This window comes from Mesorhizobium sp. M6A.T.Cr.TU.014.01.1.1, from assembly GCF_004022765.1.
GTDB lineage: Bacteria > Pseudomonadota > Alphaproteobacteria > Rhizobiales > Rhizobiaceae > Mesorhizobium > Mesorhizobium mediterraneum.
This window is the reverse complement of sequence record NZ_RZPG01000036.1, coordinates 12,900-33,108: the sequence shown is the minus strand read 5'-3', so window position 1 is coordinate 33,108 and position 20,209 is coordinate 12,900. Positions and strand designations below refer to the sequence as shown.

Here is a 20,209-nt window from a genome sequence, read left to right as displayed (position 1 = left end):
TGACGAGGACGTGCCGCTTGGGCATCATTGCCCCGGGGCACCTGTAAGGGCCGGGGCACCTGTAAGGGCCGGGGCACCTGTAAGGGCCGGGGCACCTGTAAGGGCCGGGGCACCTGTAAGGGCCTGGGGCTCTTCTAAGGGCCCGGGAATCATGGAGAGGCAGGCGGTGAATTTTTCGATGTCAGGCCAGCCGCGTGGCTTGGCCCTCAGCATCCGGCTCGCTGCTTTTTGCGCCGCGGCTCCGCTCACGCTTTGCCTCGCAAGCAGCCCCGCCTATACGCTGAGTGAAATCAAGCGCGAGGACCTTCCTTCGCCGGTCGCGCCGCCCGCCGATGACGACATGTCGCCGCCCGGAACGACGGTGCCGATGCCCGACCCGCTCGGCACGCCGCCGCCCGCGGCCAGCCAGCCAACGCAGCCCGACGAGCCGGAACAGGTCGAACCAGAGGGACCAACGAACGATGGTGGCATGGCCAATCCGCATGCCGATCCGGATGAACCCTTGCCCGAGGTCGTCTATGATCTCGGCAAGCTGCCGGAGCCGGTCAGGCGCATGCACGATCTGATCGTCGAGGCCTGCAAGAGCGGCGACATCGAAAGGCTCCGGCCACTGATCGGCAAGGGCGACACGATGACTCAATTGTCGCTGAGCGAGATCGAAGGCGACCCGATCACCTTCCTGAAAGGTCTTTCGGGCGACGCGGAAGGCCAAGAGATCCTCGCCATCCTGGAAGAGGTGCTCAATGCCGGCTATGTCCATGTCGATGCCGGCACGCCGCAGGAGCTCTATGTCTGGCCATATTTCTTCGCGCTGCCGCTGGACAAGCTCGACGCCAGGCAGCGGGTCGAGCTTTTCAAGATCGTCACCGCTGGCGACTATGACAGCATGAAGCAGTTCGGCGCCTACATCTTCTACCGCGTCGGCATCACGCCCGCCGGACAGTGGACGTTCTTCGTCGCAGGGGATTGAGCGGCATCACCCTCCCTGCCCACAAGCCCGCCTAGACCGCCAGCGCCTCCGAAAACTCCACCGCTCTGCCCTGGCTGGGGGTGACGATCTCGCCTTCCCACATCACGCGCCGGCCGCGCACGACTGTGCCGACCGGCCAGCCAGTCACTTTCCTTCCGTCATAAGGCGTCCAGCCGGCCTTGGAGCCGGCCTGGGCATTGGTGATGGTTTCGCGGCGCTTCAGATCGACAATCGTGAAATCGGCGTCATAGCCGGCGGCGATGCGGCCTTTCCTGGCCATGCCGAAGATGCGCTGCGGACCGTGGCTGGAGAGGTCGACGAAACGTTGCAACGTCAGCCGGCCGGCATTGACGTGATCCAGCATGATCGGCACTAGTGTCTGCACGCCAGTCATGCCCGACGGCGAGGCCGGATAGGGTTTTGCCTTCTCGGCCAGCGTGTGCGGGGCGTGGTCGGAACCCAGCACATCGACGATACCTTGCGCAACGCCGTGCCAGATGCCGTCGCGGTGGCGCACTGCCCGTACCGGTGGGTTCATCTGGATCAGCGTGCCAAGCCGAGCGTAATCATCCGCGCTCAGCGTCAGATGATGCGGCGTCGCCTCGCAGGTCGCGACATCCTTATGCTGTTCGAGGAAGGCAATCTCCTCCGTGGTCGAGATATGCAGCACATGGATGCGGGCGCGGGCCTGTCGCGCGATGCGCACCAGGCGCTCGGTGCTGCGCAGAGCCGCGATCTCGTCGCGCCACACCGGATGCGAGGACGGATCGCCCTCGATGCGCTCGCCAAGCCGCTCGCGCAGCCGGAATTCGTCCTCGGAATGGAAAGCGGCGCGACGGCGCGTGTTCCTCAGGATCGAGGCGACGCCCTCATCGTCCTCGACCAAGAGGTCGCCCGTGGACGAGCCCATGAACACTTTTATCCCGGCCGCGCCCGGCAGCCGCTCGAGCTCGCCGGCATCCCTCGCATTCTCGCGGGTGCCGCCGACCCAGAAGGCAAAGTCGCAATGCATGCGGCCGGTGGCGCGCCGCACCTTGTCGGCAAGGGCTGCCTCGCTGGTGGTCAGCGGGTTGGTGTTGGGCATCTCGAACACAGCAGTGACGCCGCCGAGCACCGCCGCGCGCGAGCCGCTCTCCAGGTCCTCCTTGTGCTCCAGCCCCGGTTCGCGAAAATGTACCTGGCTGTCGATGACGCCCGGCAGGATGTGCAGGCCGCGGCAGTCGATGGTCTCGCCTGCCGACGCCTGGCCGAGATTGCCCATTGCCGCGATGCGCCCGCCGTTGATGCCGATGTCGCGCCGACCCTCGCCATCGTGGTTGACCACGATACCGCCTGTCAGGATGAGGTCGTAGGTCGTGGCCATGCCGATCCGGTCTCTTGCGGGGGGAGTGTCGCCGGCTTACGTAAAGGCCGACCGTTTTGCAAGATCAGGTTTTTTCCAGCCCATGCCCTTTTCCCTGCTTAGAGACCGTGCGCTCATTTCGGTGTCAGGCCCGGATGCCGAGCATTTTTTGCAGAACATCCTCACCACCGATCTCGATACGCTTGCTTCCGGCCAGGCAAAGCCAGGCGCGCTTTTGACGCCGCAAGGTAAGATCCTGTTCGATTTCCTGATCTCGCGCGCCGGCGACAATGCCTTCCACCTCGAATGTCGCGCCGATGTCGCCGACGATTTTGTGCGCCGGCTGATGCTCTACAAATTGCGCGCCAAGGTCGAAATTGCCAAGGCCGACCAAGGGCTTGTCGCTGTTGCCTGGGGCATTGATTCAACCGCTTTACAATTTGATTCAACCAGGGTTGCCGATGCGCGCTTCAGCGATGTGGCCGTCAGCCGCTTCTATGGGAGCGGTGCAGACGACGGCGACCTCGCCGCATGGCAGGGCTTGCGTATTACCCATGGCATCGCCGAGAGCGGCAGCGACTACCAGCTCGGCGATGCCTTCCCGCACGATGTGCTGCTCGACGAGACCGGCGGCGTCGGCTTCAGGAAGGGCTGCTATGTCGGCCAGGAGGTGGTCTCGCGCATGCAGCATCGCGGCACTGCCAGACGGCGGGTGCTGATCGCCAGGGCAGAACGGCCCCTGCCCGCTCCTGGCACCGAACTGACCGTTGCCGGGCGACCGGTCGGCACGCTTGGCACCACCGCCGGCAAGACAGGCCTCGCCGTAGCCCGTATCGACCGCGTCAAGGCAGCGCTCGACGCCGGCCAGCCGATCATGGCGGATGATGTCCCTGTGTCGCTCACCATCCCCGCCTGGGCGAAGTTCACTTTTCCGCCGGAAACTGCTGGCCCGCAGGAACCCGTCGGCACGGAGGGGGCCTGATGGCGGCCGATCGTCCCGGCGCGCCGCCGCGCGCCTGGCAGCGCATGCTGTCGGGCCGGCGGCTCGATCTGCTCGACCCCTCGCCGCTCGACATCGAGATTTCGGACATCGCCCATGGGCTTGCGCGCGTCGCCCGCTGGAACGGCCAGACCAGCGGCGACCACGCCTTTTCCGTCGCCCAGCATTCGCTGCTGGTCGAGGCGCTTTTCAGCGAGCTGGTGCCGGACGCTCCGCCCGATGCGCGGCTGGCGGCTTTGCTGCACGACGCGCCGGAATATGTCATCGGCGACATGATCTCACCGTTCAAATCGGTGATGGGCGGCAGCTACAAGGAGTGCGAACTGAGGCTGCAGCGCGCCATCCACCTGCGCTTTTCGCTGCCGGTCGAACCAGATGCAGAGCTGCGCAAGGAGATCAAGCGCGCCGACCAGATCGCCGCCTATTTCGAGGCGACAATGCTTGCCGGCTTTTCGACCGCCGAGGCGACCGAATTCTTCGGCCGGCCGCGCGGGTTCAATGCCGACCGCTTCGATTTCACCCCGCGTTCGGTGACCTGGGCGCAAGACGCGTTCCTCAAACGGTATGCGACCATCGAGAAATCACGGCGCCAAACGGTGCAGCCCGCCGACTGAAAAACGGTAAATTAACCGGAAGGGATAACAGTGCCTTGTTCGATCACGGTCTGCAGGCACGCCTCATGTCCGTCGCTCATGTCAAGGCTGGTTCGCCCGTCCGCGGACGGAGGGCCGAAGGCGTAGGCCTGCCGCGGATAGAGGACGAACTGCGTAAGCAGAATGATCGTTTTTCGGCCGCCGTCGAGAACATGTCGCATGGCTTGTGCATGTTCGATGCCGACGAGCGCATGATCATCTGCAACGGCAATTATATCAGCATCTTCTGCCTCAACGCCGAGATCGTGCAGCCCGGCGTCCGGTTTTTCGACATCCTTCAGCACAGCGTCGACATCGGTGTCGCCTCGCACAGCGCCGAAGAACTCTACGCCATCCGCAAGCCCTACATCGACCGGGCGAAACCCTCGACCTACGAAGAAACGCTGTCGGATGGCCGCATTATCAACATCTCGCACCGGCCGCTGGCTTCGGGTGGCTGGGTGTCGATCTATGAGGACATTACCGAGCAACGGCGTGCCGAGCAGGAGCTGAAGGAGCAGCACCGCCGCTTCGACGCAGCACTGGCCAACATGTCGCAAGGCCTTTTGATGTATGACGCCGACGGCAGGCTGATCGTCCGCAACGAACGTTTCCTGGAACTCTACCACGTGACGCCGGCCGATTTTCCGCTTGGCATGAGCCACCGCGACGCGCTCGAGCAGCTCGCCCGCCTGGGTATCTATGCAGAAATCGATATCGACGGCGAAATCTCGAAAACCGCAGCCTGCCTTCAAGCCGGGGAAATGCGGTCGACCTACCGCCATCTTGCCGATGGCAGGACCCTTTTGGTGGTACGGCAGCCGATGAGTGGCGGCGGCTGGGTCGCAACGTTCGACGACGTCACCGAGCGCAGGCGCGTCGAAGAGCGCATGACCCACCTTGCGCATCACGACACTCTGACCAACCTGCCCAATCGCTCGATGTTCCGCGAACGGCTCGACCAGGCCTTGGGCGAGGCCACGGACCTGGCGATATTCTCTCTGGACCTCGACCGCTTCAAGGCCGTCAACGACACCTGGGGGCACCCGGCGGGCGACTGGCTGCTGAAATGCGTGGCCGAGCGGCTGCAACGTTGCCTACGCAACGAAACGGATGTGGTCGCTCGTTTCGGAGGCGACGAGTTCGTCATCATCCAGTTCAATCCCAAAGGTGCTGGCGATGCGGAAAAACTGGCAAAACGCATCGTCGACATCATCGGAAAACCCTTTCGCGACAAAAGCCGCGACATGCATGTCGGCATCAGCGTGGGCATCGCCCTTTCCCCCGATGACGGCAGGGATGCGGACACGCTGCTGAAAAACGCCGACATGGCCCTCTACAGGGCGAAGAGCGAAGGACGCAACGTCTATCGTTTCTTCGAGCCCGCCATGGATGCGATGGTGCGGGCACGACGCGCGCTCGAAACCGATCTGGAGGCAGCGCTGCGGCGGCGGGAATTCGAACTCGCTTTCCAACCCATCATGAACATCGCCTCGGGCGAAATCGTCGGCGCCGAAGCCCTGGTGCGATGGCACTCGCCGGCACGCGGCTTGGTGCAGCCGGACGACTTCATTCCGGTCGCCGAAGAGTTTGGGCTGATCGTGCCGCTGGGAGAATGGGCGCTGAGGAAAGCCTGCACGGTTGCGGCGGGCTGGCCGCATGGGCTGCGTATCGCGGTCAATGTCTCGGCTGTGCAGATCAAAAGCGGCACCTTTGCCCGCAGCGTCATCTCCGCGCTGGCATTTTCCGGCGTGCCGGCCGATCGGCTTGAACTGGAAATCACCGAAACAGTGCTGATGGACGAGAGCGATACGGTGCTCAAGACGCTCAGGCAGTTGCGCGATCTTGGCGTCCGTATCGCGCTGGACGATTTCGGCATCGGTTATTCGTCGCTCGGCTATCTTCGCCGCTTCCCGGTCGACAAGATCAAGATCGACCGCTCCTTTATCCGCGACATCGACAACCGCGACACGGCCGCGATCGTGCGCACGGTCATCGGGCTCGGTGCGCAGCTTGGAACGACCGTCACCGCCGAAGGCGTCGAAACCGAAGCGCAACTTGAGTTCCTGAGAAAGGAAGGCTGCGTCGAGGCCCAAGGTTACCTGATAGGCATACCGTCGAAGGCGGCGGATATCGCTCGCTTGCTGGAGTCGCGCGCAGGGATCAGGCAATCAGGCTGAGTGCGACAGGCCGGACGTAAATTGTAATCTAAAATAGAAAAATTAGCACGTAGAGCACAGTCGAAAGGAACGCAGTTATTAACGGGTGAAATACCAAAACTCTAGTTTTATTTCAAATTCTGTGAAATGGTTCTTTTCCTTCTCCCCAATAAAATTCGTTACTTTCCTTAAGCGGGTTATCCCGACCAAACTCCCAACCTATGCGCGAATAGAAAATAACATCCGAAATCACTACCATAACATATAGCATCAGGACAGTCGACCAAACTATCAGGTAAATATATCTGAACAAACCGCCCCCCTCATTTGCGCCCGTGAACGGTGCGAGCGGTAAGTCTACCGCCCCGGCCGGTCGAGTCGCTCCAGGAACCACTGCGTCAGCCGCACCCAGACCTCATCTTTTTCGCCGGAATCCTCCCAGCCATGGTCAAGGTTGGGATTGTCATTGACCTCGATGACGAAGACACCGTCTTTGGTCTCCTTGAGGTCGACGCCGTAGAGGCCATCGCCAATGCAGCGCGCCGCCTTCACCGCCGTCTCCACGACATGGGCCGGCGCTTCCTTCAGCGTGAAGGTCTTGATGCCGCCCTGGTCGGGCTTGCCATTGGCCTTGTGGTTGACGATCTGCCAGTGCTTCTTGGCCATCAGATAGTGCACGGCAAACAGCGGCTGGCCGCCGAGCACGCCGACGCGCCAGTCATATTCAGTCGGAATGAATTTCTGCGCGATCAGAAGGTCAGAATCCTCCAGCCATTCGGTGGCAAGCGTCTTCAGCTCCTCGAAGGTGGCGCATTTCTTGACGCCGCGCGAAAACGACGAGTCCGGGATCTTCAGCACCAGCGGGAAACCCAGCGTCTGCGCCGCCACTTCAAGGTCGGACGTGCCCGCGATCATCACGGTGGGCGGCACCGGCACCTTGTTGTAGGTCATCAGCTCGTTGAGATAGACCTTGTTGGTGCAGCGGATCATCGACAGCGGATCGTCGATGACCGGCATGCCTTCCTGCTGGGCGCGGCGGGCGAAACGGTAGGTGTGGTTGGAAATCGAGGTGGTCTCGCGGATGAACAGCGCGTCGTAATTGGCGAGCTTGGCCAGATCCTTTTTGGTGATCGGCTCGATTTCTACCCCCATCTTTTCGGCGATCTTGGCCCAGTAGCGCAGCGACGAGATCTCCGATGGCGGCAGTTCCTCATGCGGATCGACCAGCGTGGCGAAGGTGTAGCGTGACGGGGTGCGGCCCTTGGTGTCGCGCCATTCGCGGTTGGTGTAGGTCTCAAGGCACTGAAGGAAGCGCTTTTCTTCCTCCTCGGTCATCCTGGCCAGCGGATGGAAGCCGATCTTGCGGATCGACGCCCATTCGGCGCTGTCGGTGATGTGGACTTCCAGCGCCGGCGCTCGGAACCAGTCGAACAGAAGCTTGGCGAAGCGATCCCATATCTTCGACGGGCCGATGCCGAAGAAGATGCAGACTTTTTGCGGAAAGGCGCCGCCCAGATCCTTGCGGCATTTGTTCAGCGCCAACTCCAGCTCTGGCAGCGCATGCTCGTAGAGCTTGCGCTCGGACAGGTCGATCATCGTCTCGACCGTCGGGATCACCTTGTGGCCGCGCGAGCCGGCGAGCAGCGAGGCATAGTAGCCGCGGCTCTGGTAGCCGTAATTGTTCGACAGGTTGATGACCTTCGGCCGCTGGCCGCGAAACAGCGCCGGATGCGCAAGATAATCGCGGTTGGTGATGATCTTGTGCGGTGTCGCCACCTGATCGAGATCGTTCTGCCTGCCGGTAAGGATGACCCAGGTCATTGTCTGTCGCGCTTTCCGAGGGTGATGGCGGCACGCAATCCGTCGCGGCCGAACTGCGCCATGTTCATGAAGATGCCGTAAGGCACGGGAATGTTGGCGGCATCAAGGATGGTCTCCTGTCTCTCGTCCTCGACCCAGGGATCGTGGATCAGGATATGGTCGCCGTCGTCGCCGATGGCCAGCACCCAGTGCGGAACCTTCTTGCCGAACATCAGGAAGCCGCTGATCAGGACCAACACCAGTTTTCCTTCTGCGATCGCGGTGCGGATATCGTCGATGGCGAATGGACGGTAATTCACCGGGATGCCGTAACGTTCCGCGCGCTGGCGAAAGTCGACCTGCGCCAGTTCCATCACCCGGCGCTTGTCTTGGCTGCGCACCGACTGCAGGAACAGCGCGCCATGGAAGGATACATATATCTCGGCAGAGAGCCCGCTTTCGTGACCGGCAACGGCGAGACCGAACGGCTCGCAGCCGCCCGGCCCCGACATCATGAAAACAGTGGTCGCCTCGCGCCACAAGCGGATCTCCATGACCGGATCGGGCACGAAGCCGGAATCGAAATTGGCCATCGCCATCATCAGGCAGCATGGGCCGCAGGTGAATTCGCAGGTCTGCTGATAGAACGGCACCTTGGTGGCGACCGGAATGTCGCCCCGCAAGGTCTTTTCGTAGCGCAGCGCCGTGGCGCCGTCCTCGTAATAGCCCGGTTCGCGGCCGATCTTGCGGTAGCCGCTCTGCTCGTAGATGCGGATGGCTCGGCTGTTGTCCTCGCGCACCTCTAGGCGCAGCATCATGCGGTCGTGCTTGAAGGCGGTCTCTTCCGCCGATGCCAGCAGCATGCGGCCAATGCCGAGCCCGCCGAAAAAAGGGCCGATGGCGATGGAATAGAGCCGCGCGACGCCGCTGCCTTTGCGGAACAGCACGACCCCATAGCCTGCGACGCGGCCGTCGTTTTCGGCGACCAGCAGCTCGGCGCTTTCGCGTTCGATCAACTGGCGAAAGGAGCGGCGGGAAATGCGGTCGGTCGCAAAAACAGCCTTCTCGATGACGGCGAGGTCATCGACGTCGGACGCGCGGGCCGTGCGAATCTCGGCAGGCATGCGGGCTCGGAAAACCTCGATTGGGTTGTGGAGAAGGCCCTGGTCGAAACGTTGATAACACCAGCCGAAGCGCCAGCATCCGTCAAGCGCTATCGCACCTCGATTCGGGCCGAATTGTGACAGTTTCAGCCCGGCGCATGAGGGCACGTGGCCCTGTAGATCAGTGCAAAGGCTTGAAGAGGATCTCTGTTTTGACCGTGGCGTCAGCTTCGGAAAACAGGCGCGGTTCAGCTGGCCAGCCCGGCCAGAAGCTGGCTGTAGGCGCTCTTCGCCACCGCAGTCATCTGCGCGCGCGGCAGCGAGCCGACGACGGCGCAGCCATAGCCCTTGTCCAGCCAGTAAATCGCCTCGGGGCCGCCTTCTTCCGACCCATAAGTGCCCTTGGCCTTCTCTGCCGATTCAGCCGTGACGAACAGCGAGATGCGCTCGCCCTTGTCGTCTTCATAAAGCAGCATCGCGGCCTTGTTCTCGCCTGCAGGCAGCAGCCGGCCGCCGACGAGCTGAAATCCTTGCGCCGCCAGATCCGGTGCGACCAGCTTCAGGCCGACCCTATTAGACAGCCAGGTCTGCAGATGATCCTTGTCGCTGGCGGGCACTTCCACCGCATGCCGCTGCTCGGCGGCATAGATGACATGGGCTGCGATCGCCTGCTCTGCGAGTTGGTCCTTGGCCGGGTCTTCCAGACCAAAATGGCCGATGCCTGCGACGTAACCGCCAACACCGCCAATGGCCAGCACCGCGGCTGCGGCGGCCGCAAGCCACCAGCGCGAGCCCGATACTGGCGCCTTGACCGGCGCCTCACCGAACACGACCTTCTGCAACCGCGCCGGCACCGGCTCGTCGAGCACGCCGGCGAAGGCGGCGCGCAGCGCTGCGCGGTCGGCGACATAGCGGGCGCCCCTCGCCTTCATTTCGGGATTGGCATCGAGCCAAGCATCATAAGCCACGTGCTCGTCAACCGGCAACTCGCCATCGAGGGCCATATGGATGTCGCGTTCGGAAAAATCGCGCCGGGTCATTTCTCGACGATCCTTATCGCTCGGCGACGCGCGGCGTCATCCAGCAGCCCGCGCAACTCATCACGGCCGCGCGCGATGCGCGACATCAGCGTGCCGGCCGGCACGCCGAGGATGTTGGCGGCCTCGGCATAGGAAAAGCCTTCGATGGCGACCATGACGAGTGCTGCGCGCCGGTCGGGGCTGATCGCCTGCAATGCGTCGATAATCTCGCGTGACGCGATGCTCTCCACCTGCTCGGCAGGTGCTGCCTGCGCCTCGCCCGCTTCCAGCGGCAGCATCGCTCCCTCGCCGCGCCGGTTCACCTTGCGCATCTGGTCGATGAACAAATGATGCATGATCGTAAACAGCCACCTCCTGGGGCTTTCTCCAGTCTGCCAATTGTCGAGCCGCACAAGCGCCCGTTCGAGACAGTCCTGAACCAGGTCGTCGGCGGAATCGCGGTCGCGCAACAGCGAGCGCGCATAACGGCGCAGACGCGGTATTTCGCCAAGGATTGCTGCCTTCTTTGCGTCCATGACCGCTGGTTCTGAGGTGCCTTGTTCATCCCGATTGAACGCGCCTTCACGGCGCGGCGCAAGTGGCCGGCGCGAAGCGGTCCGCCGCCCCGGTCACCCAAGCAATGCAATAACGCTGGCGCGGACCGGTTTATTCCCGCCAGGGCTGGAGGGTCACCTATCAAGGCACCGTGCGCCATGAATGAGAAGCCTGAGGTTGAAAGCGCACCCTGAAGGATGTATATTCGAAGCTATATATTTGGTATATCCGACTTGGAATATACGTTCGGGGAAATTGATATGTCTCTGTACATCCGCGATAATGAGGTCGACGCCCTGGCTCGTCAGTTACAGTCCGCCATCAAGGCCCCCACGAAGACTGAAGCAGTGCGGATCGCTCTCAAGCGCGAGCTTGAACGAGCGAACTCTGTCCTTCCGCTGAGAGAGCGTATCAAAAAATATCAGGATGCCGCGAGCGCACTTGGTCCCGATGACCCCACCTTCGATATGAAGAAATTCATGGACGAGGCCTGGGGGGAACCCGATGTTTCTTGATGCTTCCGCCATCATTGCGCTGATTTTGAGAGAGGCAGATGCGGATCGTCTGCTGAGAAGGATTGAAACTGCCGAGACGCTTTATTTCTCGCCGAGTTCCGCGTTTGAAGCGATCCTGGGGATAGCCCGCAGAAAATCTGTAGCTGAAAGTGGCGATCAAGCTCCGACACCGCCTGCTCTGATCGATCAATGCCAAACGATTGTCATTGGCTTCCTGGCCGAACTCAAGGCCGTGGAAGTTCCGCTGGATACCGCCATTCGCGAACTCGCAGTCAAAGCCGCCCGCGACTACGGTCGATATGTCGGCCATCCCGCCAAGCTGAACTTCGGCGACTGCTTCAGCTATGCATGTGCCAAGGCCTACCGGGTACCCCTGCTCTACAAGGGCAATGATTTCTTGCAGACCGATCTGGCCTGAATACTATCCGGGTTCGGATTTGGCCGCGCGCGTCAGCAGCCGCTGGTAGAACAGACCGATGCCGATCAGCACCGCGCCGAGGCCGATAAAGGACAGCGCCCTCAGCACGCCTTCGAGCTCCGACATGTCGAAGAGGAAGACTTTCAGCACGGCGACCGAGATCAGCGCGGCCGACGCGACGCGCAGCACCTGCGACTTCAGCCAGACGCCGGCGGTGAGCAGCGCCACGCCGATGATCAGCCACAGCGCGGAATAGGTGTAGGTTTCGAGCTGGCCGAGGCCGCTCCACAGGCCAATGAACTCACCCTTGAACAGCCGCCGGACCGATAGCGTCGCATAGGTGAATGCAGGCAGAGCCGCCACCAGAGCCAGCATCGCGGCGTACCATTTTGGCCGCTTGTCTCTGCTATAGAGCGCGAGCCCCCCGGCAGCGACGGCCGGCAAGAGATAGGCGAGGAACAGAAGATTGAACACCGGGATCCGGCCGGTCGATTCGTCAGTGAACAGCGGGTTCAGCGCCAGGAAATGCTGGACGACGATGAAGGCGACCGAGACCACGCCCGCGGCAAGCGAACCATAGCGCAGCACCGAGCTTGGCGAGCGCATGTCGATGGCGACCAGGATGGCGCCGGCGCCGAGGGCGATCAGCGTGTAGATCGCCTGTTCGGCGAGCGTCGCAGCCCCCGTGTCGATGACGCCGCCATGCATGGCATGGCGCACCAGAATCGCAACGGTGAGCAGCGCAAACAGCGCAGCGCCCGCTTCCATGGCGAGGCGCGGCCGGCCATTAGTGGTGCGGGCGAGTTGCCAGGCGGCAAAGCCGAAGGCGAGCGCCGGCACGCCGTATCCCGGCAGCAGCCAGTTGAACACCGGCGTCGTCGACAGGAATTCGGCGCCGACGATTGTCGGATCGAAGGCGACACGGCCGAGCACCGCGATGACCGCGCCAACCGAAATCCAGCCAAGCACCGGATAGGCGCGCCAGCGGGTGGCCAGCGCTGGCACGATGGCCGCGGCACCCAGAAGGATGGTGGTCCAACCGGATCCGAAGGCCATGCAGAGCATCAACAAGGCGGCGACTGCTGCTCCGCCAAGCGCGAACGAGACGGCCGCACCGCCCTGTAACGGCGGCTTTTCACCGCGCGCGACCCACTCGCCGCCAGCGGCGAAGACCACGACCAGAAGGGCTGCTACCGCCGCGTAGACAAGATCGCGGTCGAGATTGCCGAAGGTGAACCAGAGCGCCAACAAAATGACCAGCGGCGCGATAACGCCCCATGCCGCCCATGAGGCGGCGCGGATGTGAGCCGATGCGGCAAATCTGCGCGCCGCCCAGAAGCCGGCGCCGATGAAGACAAGCCCGAGTGCGATGCCGATCCTGAGCATCAGCGTGTCGGAGACAGTCGCCGTCAGGCCATCGACGCCGAGAGCGCCACCTGAAAAGTCTGAAGCGACGGAGGTTGGCGGAATGATGCCGAGATAGACCAGCACCGTCGCCAGCCCTGCGGCGTGCAGAAGCGCCAGCGCCAGCGGCCGGTAGAGCGCCACCGCGACCAGGGCTGCGATAAGGGCTGCTCCCGGCAGAGCATCGCCGGCGGCAGCGTATGCCGGGTCGACGAACAACGCCATGGCCGAAAGGCCGACGAAGAAGCCCGGTGCGATCGACGGCCAGTCGAAGCCTCTGGCGGGTTCAGTTTCGCCACCACGACGGCCGAGCCAGACGAAGGCAAGCACGGCCAAGGTCACCGCATTGATAAAGAGGATGACAGGCAGGTTGGCGCCCGGCGCATCGGTCATGTAGAGAACGGTCCAGAGGCCGGTGCCGACCAACGCCGCCGCCATCAGCAAGTTCCAGTCGCGCAGGCGTGCGATGATGGCGGTGGCGGCGAGCACGATCGCCAAATAGCCGAATAGGGCCCAGGGATTGGGCGCCTGCGAGGCGACCAACATCGGCGTCACCACCGCGCCGAGCAGGCCGATGCCGGCCAGCGCCTGGCCGTGGATGAGGGCGGCTGCGATGGTCGCCACGCCGATGGCGCCGAGCAGCGTGAAGGCAAGCGCCGGCCCGATGAAGCCGTAAACGCCATGCGCGACATAAACCGTGCCGAACAGGATGAAAGCACCGGCCGCCGTCAGGATCGCCGGAATATAGGCGCCGGCGACGCCCTGTACGGGCACCCTGAAGCCGGTGCGGCGGATGAACTCGCCGACGGCGACCAGCACCAGCCCGAGCATTGCTGCCATGCTTAGCCGCACGCCGGGACCGAAAATGCCGGCCTCGATGGTGTAGCGGATCAGGAACAGGCCGCCCAGCGCCAGCGCGATGCCGCCGACCCAGACCGCCCAGCGGGTGCCGAGCGCCGTTTCAATGTCGGGTTTTTGGGCCGCTTTCGCCGTCGCTGCGGCCGGTTGCGCAGGTGCAGATCCAGCTGGCGCCGCTTCGCCCGCAGCCCACGGTCCGGATGCGGCCTCCCCGGCTTCAACTTCTATGGACGGCTTTTCCTCAACTTCGCCCGCCGATGGCGGGGCAATGTCGGTCACGGCTGCAACTGCCGCGTCCGCTGGCTTGCTGTCGTTTGCGGCCTGTTCTACCGGCTTGGCCTGCGGCGGAGCCACATGCGCGCCCGAAAGCACGAGGCTGCGCAGCGCACCAAGCTCACGCTCGATCAGGCCGATGCGGCTCTGCTGGCGCGAGATAATGACGAACAGCGCGATGATCGCGACTAGGCCGATCAGGCTTTCGAACATGGCGGTTCCCCCAAACCAGGCCAGTAGTTACTGACAAATGCGGCGGCCAGACGGCCGGCCGGGTCAGCGCGCCGCCAGATTGGCGGCCGGAAAGATCGAGCATGTTTCGGTGCCGAAAGCCAGCAGCTTGCCGTTGGCATCCTTCAGCGTCGCTTCCGAAACCGCCAGTGTGCGGCCCTTGTGCACCACCCTGCCCTCGCACACCACCTCGCCGGTCTTCGGCGTGATCGGCCGCGTCAGGTTCACCTTGAACTCCGCCGTCGTATAGGCCTCGCCTCTGTCGAGCAGCGTCTGCACCGCGCAGGCAAGAGCCGAATCCAGCAGCGTCGCGGCCCAGCCGCCATGCACCCCGCCTAGCGGGTTGAGATAGCGCTCGTTCGGCATGCCGCGGAACACCGCGCGTCCTTCCGACACTTCGGTCAGGTCGAAACTGAGTTGGAAGGAAATCGGTGGCGCCGGGTATTTGTTGTCGATGATGCGCTGGAGCAATTCCAGGCCGGTATACTCGAGAATGTCGCCGTGCGGAATGGTGCCGAGGCCGAGCGGCGAGACCCGGCCGGGATAGAGCTCCACTTCGCTCATCTGGTGATTTCTCCGGCGGCGGGTTCTTCGATCAGGGTCTTGCCGGGCGCGTGGTGCTTGCGCAAGGCGGCGAGGAAGCCGGCGCGGGCGCCGGGAGCCTCTATGCCGCGCGGCTCGTAGACATGGCGGGTAAAAAAGAAGCCGGTCAGTCGGAAGGCGTCCTCGATCGCCGCCGGATCGGCGCGCAGGCCGGAGCCGCGCTGCAGGAAGGCGGGGAGCACCAGCATCTTATCGCGCCATGGCGCGCCTGCCGCGCGCGACACGGCACGCCCGGATTTCGGCGAGACATAGGCAAGGTTCTGCCTGGTGCCGGTCGCGGCACACTGGCTGAGATCGAGGCCGAAACCGAGCTCGTCGAGAACCAGCAGCTCGAAGCGCGCCACCAGCTCGCCGGCGACATCCGCATCGTCGAGGTGGGCGATCATCACGGCCAGCGTCTCGTAGAGGCCGCTATGGGCGTCGCGCTCGGGCAATAGGCGCAGATGCGCGGCCATGGTCTGCAGCCCATAGATGGCGACGGCGCTGTCGATGAGACGGGCGGCATTCATCTCGAGGGCCTCGGCCTGGAAGGTGCCGAGATGCTCGTCAAGCCGCGCCCGCCACAAGAGGTCGACACGGTTGCCGGGCTGCAGAACGGGCTGTTGCTTGCGCGAGCGGCCACCGCGCACGAGGCCGAGGTGGCGGCCATGCGCACGGGTCATGACCTCAAGAATGGCACTGGTTTCGCCATGCTTGCGGGTGCCGAGAATGATTCCCTCGTCGCGCCATTCCATGAACGGAGCTTGTCACCGGTTCGGTGGCGAAATCAAGATTAGGCTTTCAACCGTCCGCGCGCTGGTGGTCGGCAAGCACTTCATCGATCACGCGTCGCGACTTTTCAACTTCGACTGGATTGATGTCTATATGTCCAGCGACCGTGATCAGCGCTTTCCATAGCGCCCAACCACGGCCTCGCGCCTAGGTTGCCTCATCGGCCTGAAGACCCACGCGAAACACCTCTCGGCTTTTCCCTTCGAAGAGTGTCCATGCAATCGCCAGATCGCACGAGGGATCGCCCACGCCGGAAGTCCCGAAGTCGATCACCGCGCTCAAGCTGCCTTGCCTGACCAACAGGTTTCCCCAACTGACGTCACCGTGGAACCAGACGGGCGCGCCGTGCCATGTCGCGGCAAGCGCCGCTTCCCACACCGCGCTCGCGGCACGTGTGTCGATCTTGCCGTCGAGGGCTGCAATGGCTTGCCGGGTTTCATCGTCATAGACGCTCAGTGGTCCGCCGCGAAAAAAGTTGTGCTGCCCCGGCGCCGGTCCACCGGCTGGATCGATGTGTTGCAAGGCGACCAGGAACTGGGCCAGGCTGGCCGCGAACTGCGGCAGGCTGGCAATACGCTCCAGCGTCGCCGTCTCGCCTTCGATCCAGCGGTAGATGGACCAATGCCAGGGATAGTCGTCGGCCGGGGCTCCCATCGCCAGCGGAATCGGGACAGGCAGCGGCAGCAGAGGCGCAAGCCTTGGCAACCAGCGATGTTCCTTTTCCACCTGCAAGGAATAGGCCGCCGCGCTCGGCAGCCTCACGAGCATGTGGTCTCCGAGATGAAAGGTCCTGTTGTCCCATCCGCCTGATGCAACCGGCCTGACGGCAAGATCCTTCCAGCGGGGAAATTGGGTGGCGACCAGCCGGCTCACCAGAGCTGTGTCGATAGTGACTTCTTGCTTGAGCATGATCTTTTCCGAAAACCGGTTCCCACTTTTCGGGAACATGCTCTAATGCGGAAACTCCAGCCCCATCTCGCGATAGCGCTCGGGGTCGTCACCCCAATTCTCGCGCACCTTGACGAATAGGAACAGGTGCACCTTCTGTTCGAGGATACCTGATATCTCCATGCGTGCCGCCTGGCCGATGGCACGGATCGTCTCGCCCTTGTGGCCGAGGACGATCTTCTTCTGGCTGTCACGCTCGACATAGATGGTCTGGTCGATACGCACCGAGCCGTCCTTCTTCTCTTCCCATTTCTCGGTCTCGATGTGGGAAGAATAGGGCAGTTCCTGATGCAGCCTGAGATAGAGCTTCTCGCGGGTTATCTCGGCCGCGAGCTGACGCATCGGCAGATCAGAGATCTGGTCTTCCGGGTAATACCAGGGGCCGGCAGGCAGGGTTTCGGCCAGATAATCCAGCAGGTCCTTGCAGCCCGACCCGGTCAGCGCCGAGACCATGAAGGTGCGCTTGAAGGGCACCTTTTCGTTGGCTGCCGCGGACAGGGCCAGCAGCGCCTCGGGCTTGACCCGGTCGACCTTGTTGAGGATCAGCACCATCGGCTGCCGCACATCCTTCAGCCGTTCCAGGATGGCATCGGCGTCGCCCCTGATGCCGCGCTCGGCGTCGATCAGCAACAGCACGATATCGGCGTCCTTGGCACCGCCCCAGGCGGTCGTCACCATTGCCGTGTCCAATCGCCGCTTCGGCTTGAAAATGCCCGGCGTGTCGACGAAAACTATCTGTGCGTTATTGTGGATGGCGATGCCGCGCACGATGGCGCGCGTCGTCTGCACCTTGTGGGTGACGATCGACACCTTGGCGCCGACCAGCTGGTTGACCAGCGTCGATTTTCCCGCATTGGGCGCGCCGATCAGCGCGACGAAGCCGGAGTGTGTTGCGGCGGCTTCTGTTGCCGGCGGGACGTCGTCGGTGGCGGTCATGCCGCGCTCCCCTTATTTAGCCAGATGCCTTCGCGCAACAGCAGTGCGGTGGCGGCGGCCTGCTCGGCCTCGCGCTTGGAGCGCCCACTGCCGGTCGCCGGCGGATAGGCGCCGACCTTGACGCTGATGGTGAACAGCGGATCGTGGTCCGGTCCCTCGCGGCTGTCAATTATGTAGACCGGCACGGCGCCTGCCGCCTGATGCGCCCATTCCTGCAGTTCGGTCTTGGCATCGCGCCGGGCGGCACCGATGGCCTGCGAGCGCGGCCGCCAGTATTTGTGGATGAAGGCGCTGGCTGCCTCCAGCCCGCCGTCGAGGTAGAGCACGGCGATCAGCGATTCCAGCGCATCGGCGCGCAGATTGACGCGCTTGCGTCCGTCGAGGCCGCGTACGTCCGAGCCGGCACGGATCAGCTCCGGCAGGCCGATCTCCTCGGCGATCTCCGCCAGCGCCTCGGCATTGACCAGCGCATTGAGCCTGAGCGAAAGCTCACCCTCGGCAGCGTCCGGATACGCCGCCAGAAGCATGTCGGCGACGACCAGGCCGAGGACGCGGTCGCCCAGGAATTCGAAACGCTCATAGTCGACGCCGGCATTGCTGCTGCGGGCGCTGGCATGGGTCAGCGCACGCTGCAAGCGCTGGCGGTCGGCAAAGGCATGGCCGGTGCGCTCCATGAGCGCTTCGGCGAGCGCTTCTGCGGACAGCCGTTTTGTCGCCGCCATGGCCCTAATTGACGAAATGGAGCAGGCGCGACGCGCGCATCAGCGACGGCCATTTCCAGATTTCGAGCGGGCTGGCGCTGCCACCGATCGAGAAGAAGATGAGGTTGGCGCGGCCGACCAAGTTCTCGTCGGGCACGAATCCGACGGTGAAGCGGCTGTCCGAGGAATTGTCTCTGTTGTCGCCCATCATGAAATAGTGGCCGGGCGGCACATCGAATTCGCGGGTGTTGTCGCCGATCGAGTTCGGCGTCAGGTCGAGCGTGTCATAGCTGACGCCGTTCGGCAAAGTCTCGCGATAGACGTCGACCGGCCCGCTCTCCTCGGTGATGTCGCGATTGTCGATCTGCCCGACCTTCTGGCGCGGCACGCCGACGCCGTTGATGAAGAGCTGGCCATCCCTGACCTGGATCTTGTCCCCCGGCAGGCCAATGACGCGCTTGATGTAGTCGACGGAGGGGTCCGGCGGGAACTTGAACACCGCCACGTCGCCGCGCTTCGGCTCGGCGCCCCAGATGCGGCCCGAAAAGAGATCCGGCCCGAACGGCAGCGAATAGCGGGAAAAGCCATAGGACCATTTGGTGACGAAGAGATAGTCGCCTTCGAGCAAGGTCGGCCGCATCGACCCGGACGGGATAGAAAATGGCTGAAAAAGGAGCGTGCGAATGACCAGAGCGAGCAAAAGCGCCTGGACGATGACGCTGACGGTTTCGCCAAGCCCGCCGGATTTCTTCTGGGATTTTTCAGCCACGCTCATGTCGTCCTCGATTATGCGTTGGTTGGTATAGGGGCTCGGCGCGCGCTGGGCAACGTCATGCCGGTGGTCAGATGCAATCAATATGGCGCTTCTTCGACGGGCAACGCCTCGATGATCACAAAGGCTTGAGCAAGCGGAAAGTCGTCGGTGATGGTGAGATGGATTGCCGCCCTGTGCCGTTCAGGCAGGATTTTGTCCAGTTGCGCCGCCGCCCCGCCGGTCAGTGCCATGGTCGGCTTGCCACTGGCCAGGTTGACGACGCCCATATCGCGCCAGAAAACACCTTGCGCCATACCGGTGCCCAGCGCCTTGGCGCAGGCTTCCTTGGCGGCGAAACGCTTGGCATAGGAGGCGGCGCGGGCGCCGCGACTTTCGGAGCGGGCCTGTTCGACCTCGGTGTAGATGCGCTGAATGAAGCGCTGGCCATGGCGCTCCAGCGATTTTTCGATGCGTCTGATATCGATCAGGTCGCTGCCGATGCCAATGATCATTCGGCAGGAACTTCCCGTCCGGCCGTTCCAGCTCTGTCCGCCAGGCGCATGCGCCGCTGTTCGCGGAAGGTGGCCATGCCCCAGCGCGTGATGCCGTAGAACAAGAGGCCGAAGATCAGGCCAAGCGGCACGGCGCCGACGGTCATCGGTTTCAGCACCGGTCCCCACAATTGCGAAAACGAAAGATTGTGCAGCATCTCGCCGAGATGCGCGGGCGGCCCATGCGCCGGCAGGCGCTCGTGCAGGACCAGCTTGCCGGTCTCCCACGACGCGCCCCACAGCAGCGGGAAGGTCAGCGGATTGCCGACAACCGTGCCGAGCGCTGCCGCGACCAGATTCCCGGCGATTAGCCAAGAGACGGCAAAGGCGATGATGAAGTGAAAGCCGAGCGGAAAGAATGATGCGAACACGCCCGCCGCGACACCGGCGGCCACGGCGTGCGGAGTGGCCTTCAGCCGCAGGATGCGCTTGGAAAAGTATCGCAGCGAACGCGAGATAGAGCGGCGTGGCCACAGATAGGTACGCACCCGCTCGAGAAAACCATCAGGATTGCGGCGTCGAAAAAGCACTCTGTTCCTGTCCTGATATCCAAAGCTGCCGCTCTGACCATCCCGGGCCGGGCGTGACAGCCACATCTTGCGCTTTGCGGCCGTCGAAAGGCAACAACGACCTTGATATAGCGATACGCCGGCCGCAGAACAACCG

Annotated in this window: 19 protein-coding genes and 1 pseudogene; 6 read left to right on the top strand and 14 right to left on the bottom strand. The window is 63.2% G+C overall.

What is annotated here, in order from left to right:
• Positions 1-166 precede the first annotated feature (166 nt).
• Positions 167-970 carry a hypothetical protein gene (locus tag EN885_RS29680; protein WP_164759169.1) on the top strand — a complete coding sequence of 268 codons (804 nt, stop codon included), beginning with the start codon at positions 167-169 and terminating at the stop codon, positions 968-970.
• A gap of 31 nt (positions 971-1,001) precedes the next feature.
• On the opposite strand, the gene EN885_RS29675 is transcribed toward EN885_RS29680, so the two are convergent.
• On the bottom strand, positions 1,002-2,333 hold the full coding sequence (locus tag EN885_RS29675) for a dihydroorotase (RefSeq protein ID WP_128244129.1): 1,332 nt from the start codon (positions 2,331-2,333) through the stop codon (positions 1,002-1,004).
• 82 nt (positions 2,334-2,415) lie between these two features.
• Here EN885_RS29675 and EN885_RS29670 point away from each other — a divergent pair, with 82 nt between their 5' ends.
• The 3 genes from EN885_RS29670 (at position 2,416) to EN885_RS29660 (ending at position 6,124) form a co-directional block, all read left to right on the top strand.
• On the top strand, positions 2,416-3,294 hold the full coding sequence (locus tag EN885_RS29670) for a folate-binding protein YgfZ (protein WP_126107164.1): 879 nt from the start codon (positions 2,416-2,418) through the stop codon (positions 3,292-3,294).
• Positions 3,294-3,926: an HD family hydrolase gene (locus EN885_RS29665; protein WP_095483152.1), complete on the top strand. Its 633-nt coding sequence runs from the start codon at positions 3,294-3,296 to the stop codon at positions 3,924-3,926. Before EN885_RS29670 ends, EN885_RS29665 begins: the two co-directional genes overlap by 1 nt.
• 65 nt (positions 3,927-3,991) lie before the next feature.
• Positions 3,992-6,124 (top strand): EAL domain-containing protein, encoded by a 2,133-nt coding sequence (locus EN885_RS29660; protein ID WP_128244128.1) that lies wholly within the window; start codon positions 3,992-3,994, stop codon positions 6,122-6,124.
• Between the two features lie 336 nt (positions 6,125-6,460).
• On the opposite strand, the gene EN885_RS29655 is transcribed toward EN885_RS29660, so the two are convergent.
• From EN885_RS29655 to EN885_RS29640, 4 genes are all read right to left on the bottom strand, one after another.
• On the bottom strand, positions 6,461-7,924 hold the full coding sequence (locus tag EN885_RS29655; RefSeq protein WP_128244127.1) for a RimK family protein: 1,464 nt from the start codon (positions 7,922-7,924) through the stop codon (positions 6,461-6,463).
• The gene (locus EN885_RS29650) at positions 7,921-9,027 is read right to left on the bottom strand and encodes a peptidase C39 family protein (protein ID WP_128244126.1); all 1,107 of its coding nucleotides are present in this window, start codon (positions 9,025-9,027) and stop codon (positions 7,921-7,923) included. The genes EN885_RS29655 and EN885_RS29650 overlap by 4 nt, the downstream gene beginning before the upstream one ends.
• Before the next feature lie 227 nt (positions 9,028-9,254).
• Positions 9,255-10,046: an anti-sigma factor gene (locus tag EN885_RS29645; RefSeq protein ID WP_128244125.1), complete on the bottom strand. Its 792-nt coding sequence runs from the start codon at positions 10,044-10,046 to the stop codon at positions 9,255-9,257.
• Positions 10,043-10,561 carry an RNA polymerase sigma factor gene (locus EN885_RS29640; RefSeq protein ID WP_095483148.1) on the bottom strand — a complete coding sequence of 173 codons (519 nt, stop codon included), beginning with the start codon at positions 10,559-10,561 and terminating at the stop codon, positions 10,043-10,045. The genes EN885_RS29645 and EN885_RS29640 overlap by 4 nt, the downstream gene beginning before the upstream one ends.
• Before the next feature lie 279 nt (positions 10,562-10,840).
• Here EN885_RS29640 and EN885_RS29635 point away from each other — a divergent pair, with 279 nt between their 5' ends.
• Positions 10,841-11,095, top strand: coding sequence for a type II toxin-antitoxin system VapB family antitoxin (locus EN885_RS29635; protein ID WP_127295269.1), 255 nt, complete (start codon positions 10,841-10,843; stop codon positions 11,093-11,095).
• A complete protein-coding gene (locus EN885_RS29630; protein ID WP_128244124.1) occupies positions 11,085-11,513 on the top strand; it encodes a type II toxin-antitoxin system VapC family toxin in 429 nt (142 codons plus the stop codon). The genes EN885_RS29635 and EN885_RS29630 overlap by 11 nt, the downstream gene beginning before the upstream one ends.
• Positions 11,514-11,516: 3 nt before the next feature.
• Here the strand turns inward: EN885_RS29630 and EN885_RS29625 are convergent, their stop codons facing one another.
• The 9 genes and pseudogenes from EN885_RS29625 to EN885_RS29585 form a co-directional block, all read right to left on the bottom strand.
• Complete coding sequence (locus EN885_RS29625; RefSeq protein WP_128244123.1) at positions 11,517-14,261, bottom strand: DUF2339 domain-containing protein; 2,745 nt, start codon at positions 14,259-14,261, stop codon at positions 11,517-11,519.
• 63 nt (positions 14,262-14,324) lie between these two features.
• Positions 14,325-14,843, bottom strand: a complete 519-nt coding sequence (locus EN885_RS29620) for a PaaI family thioesterase (protein WP_128244122.1) — start codon at positions 14,841-14,843, stop codon at positions 14,325-14,327.
• A complete protein-coding gene (gene recO / locus EN885_RS29615; protein ID WP_128244121.1) occupies positions 14,840-15,616 on the bottom strand; it encodes a DNA repair protein RecO in 777 nt (258 codons plus the stop codon). Before recO ends, EN885_RS29620 begins: the two co-directional genes overlap by 4 nt.
• Before the next feature lie 46 nt (positions 15,617-15,662).
• Positions 15,663-16,562 (bottom strand): annotated as a pseudogene (locus EN885_RS29610) (aminoglycoside phosphotransferase family protein).
• Positions 16,563-16,604: 42 nt separating this feature from the next.
• Complete coding sequence (gene era / locus EN885_RS29605; RefSeq protein ID WP_128244120.1) at positions 16,605-17,537, bottom strand: GTPase Era; 933 nt, start codon at positions 17,535-17,537, stop codon at positions 16,605-16,607.
• A complete protein-coding gene (rnc, locus tag EN885_RS29600; RefSeq protein ID WP_128244119.1) occupies positions 17,534-18,259 on the bottom strand; it encodes a ribonuclease III in 726 nt (241 codons plus the stop codon). The genes era and rnc overlap by 4 nt, the downstream gene beginning before the upstream one ends.
• A gap of 4 nt (positions 18,260-18,263) precedes the next feature.
• Complete coding sequence (gene lepB, locus EN885_RS29595; protein WP_126107172.1) at positions 18,264-19,013, bottom strand: signal peptidase I; 750 nt, start codon at positions 19,011-19,013, stop codon at positions 18,264-18,266.
• Positions 19,014-19,090: 77 nt separating this feature from the next.
• Positions 19,091-19,504, bottom strand: coding sequence for a holo-ACP synthase (acpS, locus tag EN885_RS29590; protein WP_127205200.1), 414 nt, complete (start codon positions 19,502-19,504; stop codon positions 19,091-19,093).
• A complete protein-coding gene (locus EN885_RS29585; protein ID WP_128244118.1) occupies positions 19,501-20,073 on the bottom strand; it encodes a DUF2062 domain-containing protein in 573 nt (190 codons plus the stop codon). Before EN885_RS29585 ends, acpS begins: the two co-directional genes overlap by 4 nt.
• Positions 20,074-20,209: the final 136 nt, after the last annotated feature.